Here is a 15550-nt window from a genome sequence, read left to right on the forward strand (position 1 = left end):
GGTTGTTGAAGGGGAAGTTCGCCAGATCGGCGAGATCGCGGCAGTCCTCCGGGCCGCCCCCACTGCGCCACTGACCCGCTCTTGTCTCCCGACCGAACATTCGGTTAGGTTGCTCGACAAGTAATCCAGTCCAGCGACCCGCATGTCAAGAGGTGGAATCCCATGCCGCAGAGCGCAGCCGCCGGTACCGGCCTCTTCACCCGGCACCGTGAACTGCCCGCGAGAGCCGCGCCCGCGACCACCGAGCGCGCGCACGGCACGCCCGCGGGGGCGTCATCCGGCGACACCGCCTCCATGCCGCCCGAGGGGAACGCCGATGCCTGACGAGGTCTTTCTGATCGACGGCGCCCGCACCCCGCAGGGCCGCTACGGAGGGGCGCTCGCCGGGGTGCGCCCGGACGATCTGGCCGCGCTGGTGGTCGGCGAGGCGGTACGGCGGGCCGGGGTCCCGGCCGGGGCGGTGGACGAGGTGATCCTCGGCGCGGCCAACCAGGCCGGTGAGGACAACCGCGACGTGGCCAGGATGGCGGTCCTGCTCGCGGGCCTCCCGCACACCGTCCCCGGCTACACGGTCAACCGCCTCTGCGCCTCCGGGCTGACCGCCGTGGCCGGTGCCGCGCAGTCGATCCTCGCGGGCGAGGCCGAGTTGGTCGTCGCGGGCGGCGTCGAGTCGATGACCCGGGCGCCCTGGGTGATGGCCAAACCGGGCACCCCCTGGGCCAAACCGGGGGAGTTGGCGGACACCTCGCTCGGCTGGCGTTTCACCAATCCGCGCTTCACCGCGGCCGACCGCGAAGTGCCGGACGGCGCCGGGCCCGAGGTGGCGAAGCTGACGCTGTCCATGGGGGAGACCGCCGAGGAGGTCGCCGCCCTCGACGGCATCGGCCGGGCCGACGCCGACGCCTTCGCGCTGGCCAGCCACCGGCGGGCGGTCGCCGCGCAGCAGGCCGGCCACTTCGACCGGGAAATCGTGCCCGTCCCGGTCAAGGACGGCGAGGTCACCCGCGACGAGGGCCCCCGCCCCGGCACCACCGCCGAGAAGCTCGCCGGGCTGCGCACCATCTTCCGTCCCGGCGGCATCGTCACCGCCGGCAATTCCTCCCCGCTCTCCGATGGCGCCGCCGCCCTGGTGGTCGCCGGCCGCGCCGCCGTGGAGCGGTACGGGCTCACCCCGCGCGCCCGCATCGTGGGCTCCGCATCCGTCGGGGTGGAGCCGCATCTGATGGGCCTCGGCCCGGTGCCCGCCACCGAGAAGCTGCTGGCCCGCACCGGCTGGTCCACCGCGGACCTGGACGCGATCGAGCTGAACGAGGCCTTCGCCGCCCAGGCCCTCGCCGTCATCCGCCGTCTGAAGCTTGGTGAGGACAGCGGCAGGGTCAACGCGGACGGCGGCGCCATCGCCCTCGGCCACCCGCTGGGCTGCTCCGGCGCCCGCATCCTGCTCACCCTGCTCGGCCGCCTGGAACGCGAGGACGCCCACCGTGGACTTGCCACCCTCTGCGTCGGCGTCGGCCAGGGCGTGGCGATGACGGTGGAGCGGGTATGAGGGGAGGCCGCGGAGTTCGCCGGGGCGGCGAGGACGATCCGGAGCCGGGCCTCGGCACTCCCGTCGGGCCGGGGGCCGGCCCGCTGGTGGTGGAGCCCGTCGCCCAGCAAGTCCCGCTCGCCGGGCGCACCCTGGACACCGAGGCGTCCCGCGCGTGCGGGCTGGTGCCGGGCGTCGTCCCGGACGAGCGGGTGGTCGACGCGGCACCCGGGGCGCGTCCCGAGGCGGACGGTCCGGGCTGGACCGTCCCGTCCGAGGGCGTGGGCAAGCGGGAGCGGATGGACCACTTCCTGTTACGACGGAGGAACGGCACGGCCGGGCGGTGCGGGCATGTCCGGCCGTACGGCACTCGGCGGCCGCGGGATCAGGACACGGAGCAGCGGTCGGCCCGGTCGGGTCGGCGGCGGAAGGAGAGCCGGGGATGAAACCGGTCGTACCCCAGTGTGTGGCAGTGATCGGCGGCGGCCGGATGGGCGCAGGTATCGCGCAGTCCTTCGCCGTCGCGGGTTCCCGGGTGGTCGTGGTGGAGAGCGGCGCGGAAGCGGCCGGGGCCGCGGCGGCCCGGATGGCCGCGAGCCTTGAACGGGCCGCCGAGCGCGGCAAGTTGGCGTGCCCCGCCGCCGAGGCCCTGGCCCGGCTCGGCACGGTGGCCGATCTGGCGGAGCTGCCCGCGGAGGCCGAGCTGGTGGTGGAGGCCGTGCCGGAGGACGCCGCGCTCAAGGCGGGTGTGCTGGCGGCGGCGGAGAGCGTGGTCGGCGCGGGCGCGGTGCTCGCCACCAACACCAGTTCACTCTCGGTGACCGAGTTGTCCGCCGTGCTGAAGGAGCCGGGGCGCTTCCTCGGGATGCACTTCTTCAACCCGGTGCCGGCCTCCGCGCTGGTCGAGTTGGTCCTCGCGCCGGGGACCGGCGAGGCGGCGCGGGATGCCGCGCTTGGCTGGATCGCCGGGCTCGGCAAGAAGGACGTCGTGGTGAAGGACTCGCCGGGCTTCGCCAGCAGCCGCCTCGGGGTGGCGCTCGGCCTGGAGGCGATCCGCATGGTGGAGGAGGGCGTCGCCGCACCGGAGGCCATCGACGACGCGATGAGCCTCGGCTACCGGCACCCGATGGGCCCGCTGCGCCTCACCGATCTGGTCGGGCTGGACGTACGGCTCGCCATCGCCGAGTATCTGGCGTCCACGCTGGGCGAACGGTTCGAACCACCGCGGCTGATGCGGGAGATGGTGGCCCGCGGCGAGTTGGGGCGGAAGAGCGGAAAGGGTTTCTACACATGGCAGTAGACACACAGGAGCAGCCACCGGAGCCGTACGGGGTGGACTACGCGCGGGACGGCGCGGTCGCCCTGATCACCCTCAACCGGCCCCGGGCGGGCAATGCCCTGGACACGGTGATGAAGGGGGCTCTGCGGGACGCGCTGCACCGGGCCGGCGGGGACGATTCGGTCCGGGCGGTACTGATCGCGGCGGAGGGGCGCAGCTTCTGCGTCGGGCAGGACCTCAAGGAGCACGCCGCGGCCCTGGAGCAGGGGCCGGAGACGGCCTTGGCCACCGTCCGCGAGGACTACAACCCGCTGATCGAGGCGGTGCACGCGCTGCGGGTGCCGGTGCTGGCCGCGGTCGAGGGCGCCTGTGTGGGCGCCGGCCTCGGCCTGGCGCTCGCCGCGGATCTGCGGATCGCGGGGGAGGGCGCGGGCTTCGCCACCGCCTTCGCCGGGATCGGGCTGGCCGCCGACAGCGGGCTGAGTGCCGCCCTGGCCCGGGCGGTCGGCCCGTCCCGCGCCCTCGGCCTCTTCCTGCTGGGGGACACCGTGCGCGGACCGGACGCCGTGGTCTGCGGCCTGGCGCACCGGATGGTGCCGGACGGCACGGCCCGGGAGGAGGCGCTGACGCTCGCCCGGCAGTTGGCCGAGGGCCCCACCCTGGCCTACGGCGAGATCAAGACGCTGCTGCGGGAGGCGGGCAGCTCGGAGCTGCCCGCGGTGCTGGAGCGGGAGGCCGCGTCGCAGGTGCGGCTGGGTGCGACGGAGGACCACCGGCTCGCTGTCGCCACCTTCCTGGAGCGCGGCAAGCCGACCTTCCACGGCCGGTAGCGGTCCCGTACGCGCCCGCCGCGCCGCGGGCGGGCGCGTGCTCCCCGCCTGCGCGCCCTCACCTTCGGGGTGGGGGTTGCCGAGAGGTGGGGGAGTACGCCAGAATCAGTACCGAACGAATGGTCGGTAGGGAAGTTGGTTGAGATGGCCACCGCACACTCCGCAGCGGGCCCCGACGAGGCGGCCGAGGCGCTGCTCCAGGAGCACTTCGACGACACCATCGCCAGGGACCACCGCATCGAGCCGCGGGACTGGATGCCGGAGGCGTACCGGAAGACGCTGGTCCGGCAGATCGCCCAGCACGCCCACTCCGAGATCATCGGGATGCAGCCCGAGGGCGAGTGGATCACCCGGGCGCCCAGCCTGCGCCGCAAGGCCATCCTCTTCGCCAAGGTCCAGGACGAGGCGGGCCACGGCCTCTACCTCTACTCGGCGGCCGAAACCCTCGGCGCCGACCGTGACGAGCTGACCGCGATGCTCATCTCCGGCCGCCAGAAGTACAGCTCGATCTTCAACTACCCCACCCCGACCTACGCCGACGTCGGCGTCATCGGCTGGTTCGTGGACGGCGCCGCCATCTGCAACCAGGTCCCCCTCTGCCGCAGCTCCTACGGCCCCTACGCCCGCTCCATGGTCCGCATCTGCAAGGAGGAGTCGTTCCATCAACGGCAGGGCTACGAGCTGCTGTTGACGATGATGGGCGGCACCGAGGCGCAGCGCGCCATGGTCCAGGACTCGGTGGACCGCTGGTGGTGGCCCTCGCTGATGATGTTCGGCCCGCCGGACGACCAGTCGCCCAACTCCGAGCGCTCCATGGCCTGGAAGATCAAGCGGCACTCCAACGACGAGCTGCGCCAGCGCTTCGTGGACATGACCGTCCCGCAGGCCGAGAAGCTGGGCGTCACCCTGCCCGACCCGGAGCTGCGCTGGAACGAGGAGCGCGGCCGGTACGACTTCGGCACCCCCGACTGGTCCGAGCTGATGCGCGTCATCAAGGGCGACGGGCCGTGCAACACCGAGCGCGTCGCCCGCCGCCGCGCCGCCCACGAGGACGGCGCCTGGGTGCGCGAGGCCGCGGCCGTCCACGCCGCGAAGCAGCGGGCCCGCGCCCGAGACACGGAGGCAAGACCATGACCGAGCACCACATATCGGACGAGTGGCCGCTGTACGAGATCTTCGTCCGCAGCAAGCGCGGGCTGAACCACGTCCATGTCGGCTCGCTGCGCGCCGCGGACGACCGGATGGCCCTCACCCACGCCCGGGACCTCTACACCCGCCGCAATGAGGGCGTCGGCATCTGGGCGGTCCGCTCCGACCTGATCGCGGCCTCGGCACCGGACGAGAAGGACCCCTTCTTCGAGCCCAGCGCCGACAAGGTCTACCGCCACCCCACCTTCTACGAGATACCCGAAGACATCCCGCACATCTAGGCCATGACCTGGTCCCGCACATCCGGCAGCAGCGACGCCCGCACCACGAGGAGAACGCGTCCATGAGCGACGAGCATGTCTATGCCGCCCTCATCGAGGGGGACGAGGACGGCGATGCCCGCTGGGCCTTCGGTACCGGTTTCACCGACCCGCTGCACGGTGTGGACACCGCGGTGCCCGAGAGCGTGGACGCCGCCGCACTCGCCGCCTGCTGCACCGCACTCGGCGACGACGCCCTGATCTCCGCGCAGCGCCTCGCGGAGTGGGTGACCCGCGCCCCCGAGCTGGAGGAGGAGGTCGCCCTGGCCAACATCGGGCTCGACCTGCTGGGCCAGGCCCGCCTGCTCTACGCCCGCGCCGGCCAGGCCGACGGCACCGGCCGCGACGAGGACGCCTTCGCCTACACCCGCGACCCGGACGCCTTCCGCAACATCCGCCTCGCCGAACTCCCCTGCGGGGACTTCGCGTTCAGCATCGTGCGGCTGCTCGTCACCGCCGCCTGGCGGCTCGCCCTCTTCACCCGCCTCACCACCGCCGCCGACCCGGTCCTCGCCGCCATCGCCGCCAAGGGCGCCAAGGAGCTGGCGTACCACCGGCAGTATGCGGCCGACTGGGCGGTCCGCCTCGGTGACGGCACCGAGGAGTCCCGCCGCCGCATCACCCGGGCTCTCGGCGAGACCGCCCCCTGGACGGGCGAGCTGCTCACCGACGACCTCGCCGCGCCCTTCGGAGTCGAGCCGGAGGCGGTGGCCGGCGAGACGCTGGACGTACTGCGGCAGGTCGCGGAGGCGGCCGGACTCGATCTGCCGGAGGCCGCCGCGCACCCCGGATCCGGCCGCCGCGGTGAGCACACCGAGCATCTGGCGCCGCTGCTGGCCGAGTTGCAGAGCGTGGCCCGCGCCCACCCGCAGGGGGCATGGTGACCTGCGCCGCCGCCCCCGGAGCGGCCACCGTACGACGGGCCAGGCAGGTCGCCGCCGAGGTCCCCGACCCGGAGCTGCCCATGGTCACCCTCGCCGACCTCGGGGTGCTGCGCTCCGTCGAGGTGGACGCCGATGGCACGGTCACCGCCACCCTCACCCCCACCTACTCGGGCTGCCCCGCCATGGCCGAGATGCTCTCCGAGGTGGACGCCAGGCTGCACCGGGCCGGCTTCATCGAGGTGCGGGTGCGTACCGTGCTCGATCCGGCCTGGACCAGCGACTGGATCACCGACGAGGGCCGCCGCAAGCTGAGCGAGCACGGCATCGCCCCGCCGGGCCTGTCCCGCCGCCCGGCCGAGGGCCCGGTCCCGCTGGTGCTGTCGCCCACCCGCCGTGTCCTGCACTGCCCGCGCTGCGGTTCGGCCGACACCGAGGAGACCTCACGCTTCGGTGCCGCCCCCTGCCGTGCCCTGTGGCGCTGCCGCTCCTGCCGGGAGCCGTTCGAGCACTTCAAGGAGATCTGAGATGACCGCCCCCACCACCGCCTCGGCCGGGGAGACCGGCCAGGTCCGGCCGCGCCGCAGGCCCCGGTTCCACTCCCTGCGGGTCGCCGCGGTGGAGCAGCTCTGCGCGGACGCGGCCGCGATCACCTTCGAGGTGCCCGGTGAGCTGACCGAGGAGTTCGCCTTCCGGCCCGGTCAATCCCTCACCCTGCGGCGCGAGTTGGACGGGAGGGACGAGCGCCGCTCGTACTCGATCTGCTCGCCGGTCGGGGAGGCGCCGAGGGTCGGGGTGCGGGTGGTGCCCGGCGGTGTCTTCTCCAACTGGCTGGTGCACGAGGTGAAGCCGGGCGACACCCTCGAAGTGATGGGCCCCACCGGCGCCTTCACCCCCGAGCTCGACCGGCCGGGCCACCATGTGCTGATCGCGGCCGGCTCCGGCATCACCCCCATGCTGTCCATCGCCGCCTCGGTGCTCGCCGCCGACCCGGCCTCCCGCGTCACCCTCTTCTACGGCAACCGCCGTACCGGCAGCGTGATGTTCGCCGATGAGCTCGCCGAGTTGAAGGACGTCCACCCGGCGCGCTTCCAGGTGGTGCATGTGCTGTCGCGCGAGCCGCGAGAGGCGGAGCTGCTGAGCGGCCGGCTCGACGCCGCGCGGCTCGGCCGGCTGATGGGCGAGCTGGTCGAGGTGGGAGCCGCCGACCACTGGTGGCTGTGCGGCCCGCACGACATGGTCCTCAGCGCCCAGGAGGTGCTGTCCGACCTCGGAGTGCCGTCGGACCGCGTCCACCGGGAGCTGTTCTACGCGGGCGAGGAGCCGCCGGAGCAGGCCCGGCACGAGGAGGCGGCGCCGGAGGGCCCGTCCAGCCGGGTCACCATCACCCTGGACGGCCGCACCGCCGTGGCCGACCTGCCGCGGGACCGCACCATCCTGGACGGCGCCCAGGCCTCCCGCCCCGATCTGCCGTTCGCCTGCAAGGGCGGGGTGTGCGGCACCTGCCGCGCCCTGGTCCGTGAGGGCGAGGCCGATATGCGGCGCAACTTCGCCCTGGAGCCCTCCGAGGTCTCGGCCGGCTATGTGCTGACCTGCCAGTCCTACCCGGTCTCGGAGTCCCTCTCGGTGGACTACGACAGTTGAATCAAGGGGGAGTTGAGGCGGGCGGGGCCGGGCGCGGTACGGGCGTACTCGGACGTGCTCAGAGGCCGAAGCGGGTCCGGTCCTCCGCGGCCACCAGGTCCAGGTAGTCGGGGTGCTTGGCGATATAGCCCTTGACGAACGGGCAGACCGGGCGGACCTGTCGCTGTCCGCTCCGGGCGTCGTCGAGGGCGTGCCGGATGAGGGCCCCGGCGAGCCCCTGGCCGGAGTGCTGCGGGTCGATCTCGGTGTGGACGAAGGTGATGACACCGTCCTCGCGGCGGTACTCGGCGAGGCCCGCCCGCTCGCCGTCGACGGTGATCTCGTACCGGCTGCGGTCCGGGTGGTCCGTGACTCGGGTCTCCATGGGAATCCTCCTGACGGTGCGGATCCGGCGTCGACCGGCGTACTTCCATGATGCCCCCCGCGTCCCCGGCGGGCCGTCGGAGGGTCCGCGACCACCGCCGTCCGCCGGGGCCGCAGGACCCATGCCGCAGGCCTGAAGCCACTCCGTACGCTGGCCAGGGCGCTGCCGGCGGAGCTGTGCACCGCCGGGGCGGCGGTGGGGTACCGGCTGATCGACTCCGCCACCCCCTACCGGCAATGAGACCGGCACCGGGCGCGGAGTGGCGGCGAGCGGCGTGCCCCCGTGCGGAGATCACCGTCACCACCAAGCTCCCCGGCCGCTACGACGGTTATGAGGAGACCCTCGCCTCCTTCGAACAGTCGCGCCGCCGCCTCGGGGTCTCCAACTTCACCGCGGAACAGATCGGCAGGCTGGAGTGGGAGACCGGCGTTCGCCCGCTGTCCATCAGGTCGAGCTGCATCCCCGGCTGCCGCACCGGGAGTTGCGGCCCTTTCATGCCGAAAAGGGGGATTCTCACGGGGAGTTGGAGCCCGCTGGACAGTGGTTCCGGTCTGCTGGCCGAGCCCGCGGTGGCGGCGGCAGCGGAGGCGCACGGGGTGTGACACCGGGGCAGGTGGTGCTGCGCTGGCACACCCAGCTCGGCGCGCTGCCCATCCCCAAGTCCTCGGATTCCGGGCGCCGTCGGCGGAATCTCGACCTCTTCGGCTGCGAGCTGACCGGGCCGGAGACGGCCGCCCTCGCCGGGCTCATGGCCCTGCCCGCCGCGGGCGATTGGGAGGCGCCGCGGGTGCTGTGACGGGTCCGGCACCTTGTCAAGTGTTGGGTCGTACAAGAGTCGTGGTGCTGGGAATGGAGTTGCCGAGGGTTGCCTTTCGGCCACGGGCGACCGGTGAGTGAGGTGTGAGGGTTTCTTAAGCGAAGCCTGTGTGAAGGTCCGCCAAGTCCCTTTCTCAGGGGAGGGTTTGCCGCTCCGTCACTGCTAAGATGATCTCACTTCCAGTAGGCTGACGGCGCGTCATCAACGCGCACGGGGGACAGTCTCCAGGCCCCATCGCTAAGGAGTGACTGTTGGCCGGCCGGCAGGATCCGCGGCCCGACCAGTTGCGAACCGGCATCGAATCGGCCGCCGTGCAGCCGCTCCGCGCATGATGCGACTTGAAGAGAGTCTCATGACGTCATTGTTCCGGGATCCGCTCCTGTGGATCCTGCTTGTTGTACTCCTCGCTGCCGTCACGGCAGTCCTGCGGGCCCGCAGAACCAACCTGGCGCTGCGCCGGCACAACACGGACCTGCGCGGCACCGGGGACACCCTGAGAGTCGACCGCGACCGCCTCCACCAGGAGAACGCCACCCTCCGCAACCGGTACGCCGCCGACCTCGCCGAAGTCCGCAAGGACGCCGAGGACGACACCAAGTCCGTTCTCAAGTCGGCCATGCGCACCCTCCAGGTCCTCGCCGACCAGCAGCAGGGCGTCATCGACAAGGTGCAGAAGAAGTACGGGGACGACGAGCAGATTCTGGCCGACCTGATGATGGTCGACCACACCAACTCGCAGTTCAGCCGCCGCGCCCAGGGCATCGCGGTGCTCTGCGGCGGCTGGCTCGGCCGCCGTGAGACCACCGCCTCCGTGTACGACGTGGCGCGCAGCGCACAGGGCCGCATCCGCCACTTCGACCGGGTCCGCATCAACACCCAGGTGACGTTCGCGGTCGCCAGCAAGGCGGTCGAACCGGTCGCCGTGGTCCTCGCCGAGCTGCTCGCCAACGCCACCAACTACTCGGCCCCCGGCACCCCGGTCGAGGTCAACATCCAGGCGGTGCCCACCGGTATCTGCCTCATCGTGGACGACGCGGGCCTCGGGATGAGCCAGGAGGAGAAGGACCGGGCCGCCGCCCTCCTCTCCCCACAGGGCCCCATCGGTCTCGCCGCTCTCGGCAACCCGCCCAAGTTCGGCTTCGCCGTGGCCGGTATGCTCGCCGCCCGCTACGGATTCAAGGTGTCGGTCGACTCCGTGTCCCCCTACGGTGGTGTACGCGCGGTCATCCTCCTCCCGGAGAGCCTTTTGACCACCGAAACCCCGGACCGGCGCAACGGCGCCGCCGCCCCCGCCGCACGCCCCGAGTACCCCGCCGCCGCCCAGGCCGCGGCCCCCGCACCCCAGCACCAGCACCTCACGCCGGTGGCCGCCCCCGAACCTTCCGGACCCGTCGGCACCACCAGCGGTGGTCTGCCCAAGCGGCGCCGCCAGAGCCCCGTATCGGCCGTGCCGGGACCGGCGCACGCCGCGCCTCCCGAGCCGGCCCGTGACACCGGGGTGACCGCCTCACGACTCGGTGCGTTCCAGCGCGGAACGCGCTCCGGGCGGGACACGACGACCACGGAAGGACCCCAGAACCAGTGAATCCCGATCTGTCATGGGTGCTCAACGACGTGCTCCAGGTCCGCGGTGCCCGGCACGCCATCCTCGTGTCCGCCGACGGCCTCCTCCTCGAACGCTCCACCGGCATCGGCCGCGACTCCGCCGAGACCAACGCCGCCGCCATGAGTTCCATGCAGTCCCTCAGCCGCGCCGTGGCGCCCTTCGTCGGCGGGGAGTACACCGGGAGCTGGCGGCAGACCCTCCTTGAGTACGACCACGGCTGGATCTTCCTGATCGCCGCCGGCAGCGGCGCCTATCTGGCCGCCTCCACCACACCCGATGTCGACATGGAAGCCATGTCCTTCCGTATGCAGCAGCAGGTGGGCGCCCTCGGCAAGGCCCTCACCACGCCGCCGCGCCAGAACGCCGGCAGTGACGTATGACGGGGCCCGGCGATGAGGCAGCGGTCACCGGGGACTTCGTCCGCTCGTACGTCATCACCGGTGGCCGTACCCTGCCCGACTCGGCGGACCTCTCGCTGGTCACCCTGGTCACCCTGGCCCCCGACCGGGAGCCGCCGCGGGGTGCGGGCCCCGAGGTGCGGGCCATCTGGGAACTCTGCGGCGGTGGTTACCTGTCCGTCGCCGAGGTCGCCGCACATCTGGAACTGCCGGTGGGAGTGGCCCGGTTGCTGCTGACCGACCTGTTCGAACAGGGGCATCTGCTGCGGCGTGCCGCACCGCCCCCGGCCCAGGCCGTCGACAGAAGAATCCTCGAAGAGGTGTTGCATGGACTCCAAGTCCGCTTCGGCTGACAGCGTCTACGTCTCCAGCGCCGTGAGCACCGCGGCGAAGATCCTCGTGGTGGGGCACTTCGCCGTCGGCAAGACCACGTTCATCGGCACGCTGTCCGAGATCGCGCCGCTGCGTACCGAGGAGCGCATGACGCAGGCCTCCGTGCAGGTGGACGACCTCAGCGGCGCCGCGGAGAAGGAGACCACCACCGTCGCCCTGGACTTCGGCCGGCTCACGCTCAGCGAGGACCTGGTGCTGTACCTCTTCGGCACCCCGGGGCAGCAGCGCTTCGTGCAGTTGTGGGAGGACATGGCGCGCGGCGCCCTCGGCGCCCTCCTGCTGGTCGACCCGGCCCGCCTCGCCGAGACCTTCCCGGTGATCGACCTGGTGGAGAAGTACGGCCTGGAGTACGCCATCGCCGTCAACAGCTTCCGGCCGGAGCTCCGGCACGGAGAGGACGAACTCCGGGAGGCACTCGACCTGTTGCCGCACACCCCCGTCGTCTACTGTGACGCCCGCAACCAGGCCTCCTCCGCCCAGGCGCTGATCACCCTCGTCAAGCACCTGCTGGCCCGCGTGGCCTGACCGCCGCAGTTCCCCCGAACCCACCGCTCGCCCGGCGCGGCCCCCACCGCCCGGGCTCACGAAGGACCTCCCTATGGACCACCAGCACGGGGCAGCCGCCACCGGCAACCCCGCCCGATGCCCGATGCACGGCCAGGACTTCGCCAGCCGCCCCCAGGAGACGTACGACCGGCTCCGGGCGTACGGGCCGGCCGGGCCCGTGGAACTCGCGCCCGGCGTGGACGCCACCCTCGTCACCGAGCACGAGACCGCGCTGCGGGTCCTGCAGAACCCGAGCTTCTTCGTCCGCGACTCGCGCCGCTGGCGCGCCCTCAACGAGGGCCGGGTGGCGCTGGATTCGCCGGTGCTGCCGATGATGGCGTACCGGCCCAACTGCCTGTTCACCGACGGCAGTGAGCATCTGCGGCTGCGCAAGGCGGTCACCGACAGCCTGGACCGGTTGAACACCAGCCGGCTGGGGCGCGATGTGGAGCGGGTCGCCGACTACCTCATCGACCAGTTCAGCGAGCGCGGCACCGCCGACCTCCTCGGCGAGTACGCCAAGCTCCTGCCGCTGCTGCTGTTCAACCAGCTCTTCGGCTGCCCGGCCGGGATCGGCGACCGCCTCACCCGCTCCATGTCGGCGATCTTCGACGGCCAGGACGTGCTCCGCGCCAACGAGGAACTCACCGCCTGCCTCATGGAGTTGGTCGCCCTCAAGCGCCGCGAGCCGGCCGAGGACATCACCACCTGGCTGGTGCAGCACCCCGCGGGCCTCGGCGACGAGGAGCTCAAGGACCAGCTGGTGATGCTGATGGGCGCGGGCGTCGAGCCGGAGCGCAACCTCATCGGCAACGCCCTTCTGCTGCTGCTCTCCGAGACGCCCACCGTGCGCGGCGCCGGAATGCTCGTCGAGGACGCCCTGGACGAGGTGCTGTGGCACAACCCGCCCATCGCCAACTACGCCACCCACTACCCGGTGCAGGACGTGGACCTCGGCGGCCATGTGGTGCAGGCCGACAGCCCCGTGGTGATCAGCTTCGCCGGCGCCAACAGCGACCCGGCGCTCACCCCGGCCCGGGAGAGCCTGAGCAAGGGCGCCCACCTCGCCTGGGGCGCGGGGCCGCATGCCTGCCCCGCCAAGTCCCCGGCCCGGCTGATCGCGCTCACCGCCATCGAGAAGATCCTCAACGCGCTGCCCGACCTGGCACTGTCCTTCCCCGAGGAGCACCTCCAGTGGCGGCCCGGTCCCTTCCACCGGGCGCTGGTCTCGCTGCCGGTGCAGTTCAGCCCGACCCCGGCCACCCGGGTCGCCGCCGCCCGCCCGGAGCCCGCCCCGGCGCCCGCCGGCGTGCAGCCCCTGCCCGCAGCCGCCTCAACTCCGGCGGAACCGGCCGATTCCGGGCACAAGCACCGGTCCAAGGGATGGTGGAGCTCCTTCCTGGATGTGTTCCGGCTGTGAACGCAGCACAACCGGCGTCCGACACGCCCGAGTTACGCATGTGACACGGGCAACAACGCTCGGTGCATGACCAGTAGGGGGAAAGGGGTAAGTACCGCCGGTAGGCTCCGCCAAACCCCCGAAGGAGTTGTTCCGCGTGTCCGCAGTCGGAGGCATAGCGGCCAGCCCGGCCATCGACCGACGAGCTGTCATCTCCGTACTCAAGCGGCTGCGTTTACCGGAAGGACAGAGCGACCCCTTCCCCCTCTACGACGAACTACGGGCCATGGGCGATGTGGTGCCCGCCCCCTGGGGCGGGTACTTCGTCACCGGCTACGACCTCTGCGACGAGGTCCTCCGCGGCCGGAACTGGCTGGTCCCCGACGTCGCCTGGCAGCAGCGCCAGCCCGACCCGGGCCGCTGGCAGTCACCGGCCACCAGCGAGATGAGCACCAAGCTCTCCCGCCTCAACTCCCCGCACCACACCGCTCACCGCCGCAGCCTCGGCAACCCCTTCGACCGCCGCACCCTCACCGCGATGGGCCCCCAGGTCGAGTCCCATGTGGAGCGGCTGCTGGGCGACTTGGAGCAGAGCCTCGACCTGCACGGCACCGCCGATCTGGCCACCACCGTCAGCGAACGCCTCCCGCTCGCCACCATCGGTAGCTGGCTCGCCATCCCCGAGTCCGACCACCCGCACCTGCTCGACATCACCCACCGCCAGGTCTTCGCCCAGGAACTCCTGCCCAGCAAGGACCAATTGCAGGTCTCCGCCGGCGCCACGCTCCAACTGCGGGCCTACTTCACCGACTTGGTGCGCCGCCGCCGCGCCCGCCCCGGCACCGACCTGGTCTCCGACCTGATCCGCTACTGGGACGCCCAGCACCCCGACGACCGGGCGACCGCCGACGAGATCGTCTACGACCTCACCATGTTCCTCACCATCGCGTCCCTGGAGACCACCGCGACCCTGCTGTCCGTCGCCGTGTGGCTGCTGCTGGCCGAGCCGGGCCGCTGGCAGTGGCTCAGGGACAACCCCGAGCACATCGGCGACGCCGTCGAGGAGGCCCTCCGCTACGACCCGCCCGTCCATCTCAACAGCCGTGTCGCCGCCGAGGACACCGAACTCGCGGGCGTACCCATCGCCCGCGACGCCATGGTCCACGTCATGTACGGCGCAGCCAACCACGACCCGCGCCGCAACCCGGACCCGCACCGCTACGACATCCTCCGCCACGGCTCCCATCTCGCCTTCGGCGGCGGCGCCCACTACTGCATGGGTGCCGGACTCGCCCGCCTGGAGGCCCGGACCCTCCTGACGCGGCTGCTGGAACGCCTGCCCGGGCTGCGCCTGGACGCCCCGCCCGCCTACGCGCCCCGGATGGTGTTCCGGCGCGTGACCTCCCTGAAAGTGACGGTATGAACGCCCCGCACCCCGCCGCCGATTCGGCTGCCGCTCCGGTGGTCGAGCAAGCCCCCGCCCCGCAGTTCGAGGAGGCGCTGAAGACGTTGCGCATACGCCGCGACGGTGCCGTGCTGCATATCGAACTCGACACCCCGGACCAGGGAAACGCTGTCACCGAGGCCGTCCTGGACGATCTGCTCAGCGTGCTGGAGGACCCGGACCCGTCGGTGCGGGTGGTGGTGCTCTCCGGTGCCGGGCGGGACTTCAGCCTCGGCGGGGACCGTACCGAGTTCGCCGGGTACCTCGCGGCCGACCCCACCGGCAGCGGTATCCGGGCCTCCGGTGCCAAGGCCCGCCGGGTCTGCGAGGCGCTCACCGGGCATCACGCGGTCACCATCGCCCGCGCCCAGGGCAAGGCGATAGGCGCCGGGCTCGCCCTGGTGCTCGCCTGCGACCTCCGGGTGGGTTCGGAGAGCGCCAGCTTCCGGCTCCCCGAACTGGCCCTCGGCCTGCCCACCGCCTGGGGCGGCCTGCTGCCCCGGCTGCTCAGCGAGGTCGGAGCCGCCCAGGTCCGCGAACTCGTCCTGACCGGGCGGCCGTTCGGCGCCGAGGAGGCCCTGGCCCTCTCGGTGCTCCAGCGCGTCGTCCCGGAGGACGAACTCGACGCGGCGGTGGACGCCTGGGCGAACCCCCTGGTACGCCGCCCCGCGGACGCACTGCGCGTCGACAAGATGCTGTTCAACGCGTACGCCGCCCCCGCCCGCCTCGCCGACGCCTCCGCCTTCGACAGCGAACTGATGGCCTCCGTCCTCGCGGCGAGCCGGTACACCGCGACCCACGGCGAGACCTGAGCCCGCCGACCCCCGACGCGGCCGCCCCCCGCCGGGGGCCGCCGGGGGGCGGGGGGGGGGTGCCGCCGCGGGGCGCCCGTTGGGTTTTGGGGAGGGGATAATTAAATGGTGATGGAGGGGGGCGGCCGGTAGGGGGGACAACG

18 protein-coding genes and 1 pseudogene are annotated in these 15550 nt (G+C 72.4%); 18 read left to right on the plus strand and 1 reads right to left on the minus strand.

Annotated features, from left to right (window positions below; translation table 11 throughout):
• Positions 1-162 precede the first annotated feature (162 nt).
• The 10 genes from ACFVST_RS28025 (at position 163) to paaE (ending at position 7628) form a co-directional block, all read left to right on the plus strand.
• The gene (locus tag ACFVST_RS28025; protein ID WP_390156391.1) at positions 163-324 is read left to right on the plus strand and encodes a hypothetical protein; all 162 of its coding nucleotides are present in this window, start codon (positions 163-165) and stop codon (positions 322-324) included.
• On the plus strand, positions 317-1546 hold the full coding sequence (locus ACFVST_RS28030) for a thiolase family protein (protein WP_390156392.1): 1230 nt from the start codon (positions 317-319) through the stop codon (positions 1544-1546). Before ACFVST_RS28025 ends, ACFVST_RS28030 begins: the two co-directional genes overlap by 8 nt.
• Entirely contained in the window at positions 1543-1971 is a 429-nt protein-coding gene (locus tag ACFVST_RS28035) for a hypothetical protein (protein WP_390156393.1), read from the plus strand. Before ACFVST_RS28030 ends, ACFVST_RS28035 begins: the two co-directional genes overlap by 4 nt.
• A complete protein-coding gene (locus tag ACFVST_RS28040; protein ID WP_390156394.1) occupies positions 1968-2825 on the plus strand; it encodes a 3-hydroxyacyl-CoA dehydrogenase family protein in 858 nt (285 codons plus the stop codon). The genes ACFVST_RS28035 and ACFVST_RS28040 overlap by 4 nt, the downstream gene beginning before the upstream one ends.
• A complete protein-coding gene (locus ACFVST_RS28045; RefSeq protein WP_390156395.1) occupies positions 2816-3634 on the plus strand; it encodes an enoyl-CoA hydratase/isomerase family protein in 819 nt (272 codons plus the stop codon). Before ACFVST_RS28040 ends, ACFVST_RS28045 begins: the two co-directional genes overlap by 10 nt.
• A gap of 144 nt (positions 3635-3778) precedes the next feature.
• On the plus strand, positions 3779-4768 hold the full coding sequence (gene paaA, locus ACFVST_RS28050) for a 1,2-phenylacetyl-CoA epoxidase subunit PaaA (RefSeq protein ID WP_390156396.1): 990 nt from the start codon (positions 3779-3781) through the stop codon (positions 4766-4768).
• On the plus strand, positions 4765-5064 hold the full coding sequence (paaB, locus tag ACFVST_RS28055) for a 1,2-phenylacetyl-CoA epoxidase subunit PaaB (protein WP_390156397.1): 300 nt from the start codon (positions 4765-4767) through the stop codon (positions 5062-5064). Before paaA ends, paaB begins: the two co-directional genes overlap by 4 nt.
• Positions 5065-5126: 62 nt before the next feature.
• The gene (gene paaC / locus ACFVST_RS28060; RefSeq protein WP_390156398.1) at positions 5127-5987 is read left to right on the plus strand and encodes a 1,2-phenylacetyl-CoA epoxidase subunit PaaC; all 861 of its coding nucleotides are present in this window, start codon (positions 5127-5129) and stop codon (positions 5985-5987) included.
• Entirely contained in the window at positions 5981-6511 is a 531-nt protein-coding gene (paaD, locus tag ACFVST_RS28065) for a 1,2-phenylacetyl-CoA epoxidase subunit PaaD (protein WP_390156399.1), read from the plus strand. Before paaC ends, paaD begins: the two co-directional genes overlap by 7 nt.
• Position 6512: 1 nt before the next feature.
• Positions 6513-7628, plus strand: a complete 1116-nt coding sequence (gene paaE, locus ACFVST_RS28070; protein ID WP_390156400.1) for a 1,2-phenylacetyl-CoA epoxidase subunit PaaE — start codon at positions 6513-6515, stop codon at positions 7626-7628.
• 58 nt (positions 7629-7686) lie between these two features.
• Here paaE and ACFVST_RS28075 read toward each other — a convergent pair whose 3' ends face one another.
• Positions 7687-7992 (minus strand): GNAT family N-acetyltransferase, encoded by a 306-nt coding sequence (locus tag ACFVST_RS28075; RefSeq protein ID WP_390156401.1) that lies wholly within the window; start codon positions 7990-7992, stop codon positions 7687-7689.
• 132 nt (positions 7993-8124) lie between these two features.
• On the opposite strand from ACFVST_RS28075, the pseudogene ACFVST_RS28080 reads away from it, so the two are divergent.
• From ACFVST_RS28080 to ACFVST_RS28115, 8 genes and pseudogenes are all read left to right on the plus strand, one after another.
• A pseudogene (locus ACFVST_RS28080) lies at positions 8125-8788 on the plus strand (aldo/keto reductase).
• Positions 8789-9161: 373 nt separating this feature from the next.
• A complete protein-coding gene (locus ACFVST_RS28085; protein WP_390156402.1) occupies positions 9162-10394 on the plus strand; it encodes an ATP-binding protein in 1233 nt (410 codons plus the stop codon).
• Complete coding sequence (locus ACFVST_RS28090) at positions 10391-10795, plus strand: roadblock/LC7 domain-containing protein (protein WP_390156403.1); 405 nt, start codon at positions 10391-10393, stop codon at positions 10793-10795. The genes ACFVST_RS28085 and ACFVST_RS28090 overlap by 4 nt, the downstream gene beginning before the upstream one ends.
• Positions 10792-11166: a DUF742 domain-containing protein gene (locus ACFVST_RS28095; RefSeq protein WP_390156404.1), complete on the plus strand. Its 375-nt coding sequence runs from the start codon at positions 10792-10794 to the stop codon at positions 11164-11166. Before ACFVST_RS28090 ends, ACFVST_RS28095 begins: the two co-directional genes overlap by 4 nt.
• Positions 11141-11731 carry an ATP/GTP-binding protein gene (locus ACFVST_RS28100; RefSeq protein WP_390156405.1) on the plus strand — a complete coding sequence of 197 codons (591 nt, stop codon included), beginning with the start codon at positions 11141-11143 and terminating at the stop codon, positions 11729-11731. The genes ACFVST_RS28095 and ACFVST_RS28100 overlap by 26 nt, the downstream gene beginning before the upstream one ends.
• A 73-nt stretch (positions 11732-11804) precedes the next feature.
• The gene (locus tag ACFVST_RS28105) at positions 11805-13172 is read left to right on the plus strand and encodes a cytochrome P450 (protein ID WP_390156406.1); all 1368 of its coding nucleotides are present in this window, start codon (positions 11805-11807) and stop codon (positions 13170-13172) included.
• Positions 13173-13308: 136 nt separating this feature from the next.
• On the plus strand, positions 13309-14574 hold the full coding sequence (locus tag ACFVST_RS28110; RefSeq protein WP_390156407.1) for a cytochrome P450: 1266 nt from the start codon (positions 13309-13311) through the stop codon (positions 14572-14574).
• Positions 14571-15407 carry an enoyl-CoA hydratase/isomerase family protein gene (locus tag ACFVST_RS28115; protein WP_390156408.1) on the plus strand — a complete coding sequence of 279 codons (837 nt, stop codon included), beginning with the start codon at positions 14571-14573 and terminating at the stop codon, positions 15405-15407. The genes ACFVST_RS28110 and ACFVST_RS28115 overlap by 4 nt, the downstream gene beginning before the upstream one ends.
• The last annotated feature ends 143 nt before the right edge of the window (positions 15408-15550 follow it).

The organism is Streptomyces sp. NPDC058045 (assembly GCF_042885635.1).
GTDB lineage: Bacteria > Actinomycetota > Actinomycetes > Streptomycetales > Streptomycetaceae > Streptomyces.

Coding starts and splice junctions, on each gene's coding strand:
- paaD (WP_390156399.1), top strand. CDS start 5,981: ATGGTGACCTGCGCCGCCGCCCCCGGAGCGGCCACCGTACGACGGGCC.
- ACFVST_RS28040 (WP_390156394.1), top strand. CDS start 1,968: ATGAAACCGGTCGTACCCCAGTGTGTGGCAGTGATCGGCGGCGGCCGG.
- paaA (WP_390156396.1), top strand. CDS start 3,779: ATGGCCACCGCACACTCCGCAGCGGGCCCCGACGAGGCGGCCGAGGCG.
- ACFVST_RS28035 (WP_390156393.1), top strand. CDS start 1,543: ATGAGGGGAGGCCGCGGAGTTCGCCGGGGCGGCGAGGACGATCCGGAG.
- ACFVST_RS28095 (WP_390156404.1), top strand. CDS start 10,792: ATGACGGGGCCCGGCGATGAGGCAGCGGTCACCGGGGACTTCGTCCGC.
- ACFVST_RS28030 (WP_390156392.1), top strand. CDS start 317: ATGCCTGACGAGGTCTTTCTGATCGACGGCGCCCGCACCCCGCAGGGC.
- ACFVST_RS28115 (WP_390156408.1), top strand. CDS start 14,571: ATGAACGCCCCGCACCCCGCCGCCGATTCGGCTGCCGCTCCGGTGGTC.
- ACFVST_RS28085 (WP_390156402.1), top strand. CDS start 9,162: ATGACGTCATTGTTCCGGGATCCGCTCCTGTGGATCCTGCTTGTTGTA.
- paaB (WP_390156397.1), top strand. CDS start 4,765: ATGACCGAGCACCACATATCGGACGAGTGGCCGCTGTACGAGATCTTC.
- ACFVST_RS28105 (WP_390156406.1), top strand. CDS start 11,805: ATGGACCACCAGCACGGGGCAGCCGCCACCGGCAACCCCGCCCGATGC.
- ACFVST_RS28075 (WP_390156401.1), bottom strand. CDS start 7,992: ATGGAGACCCGAGTCACGGACCACCCGGACCGCAGCCGGTACGAGATC.
- paaE (WP_390156400.1), top strand. CDS start 6,513: ATGACCGCCCCCACCACCGCCTCGGCCGGGGAGACCGGCCAGGTCCGG.
- ACFVST_RS28025 (WP_390156391.1), top strand. CDS start 163: ATGCCGCAGAGCGCAGCCGCCGGTACCGGCCTCTTCACCCGGCACCGT.
- paaC (WP_390156398.1), top strand. CDS start 5,127: ATGAGCGACGAGCATGTCTATGCCGCCCTCATCGAGGGGGACGAGGAC.
- ACFVST_RS28100 (WP_390156405.1), top strand. CDS start 11,141: ATGGACTCCAAGTCCGCTTCGGCTGACAGCGTCTACGTCTCCAGCGCC.
- ACFVST_RS28045 (WP_390156395.1), top strand. CDS start 2,816: ATGGCAGTAGACACACAGGAGCAGCCACCGGAGCCGTACGGGGTGGAC.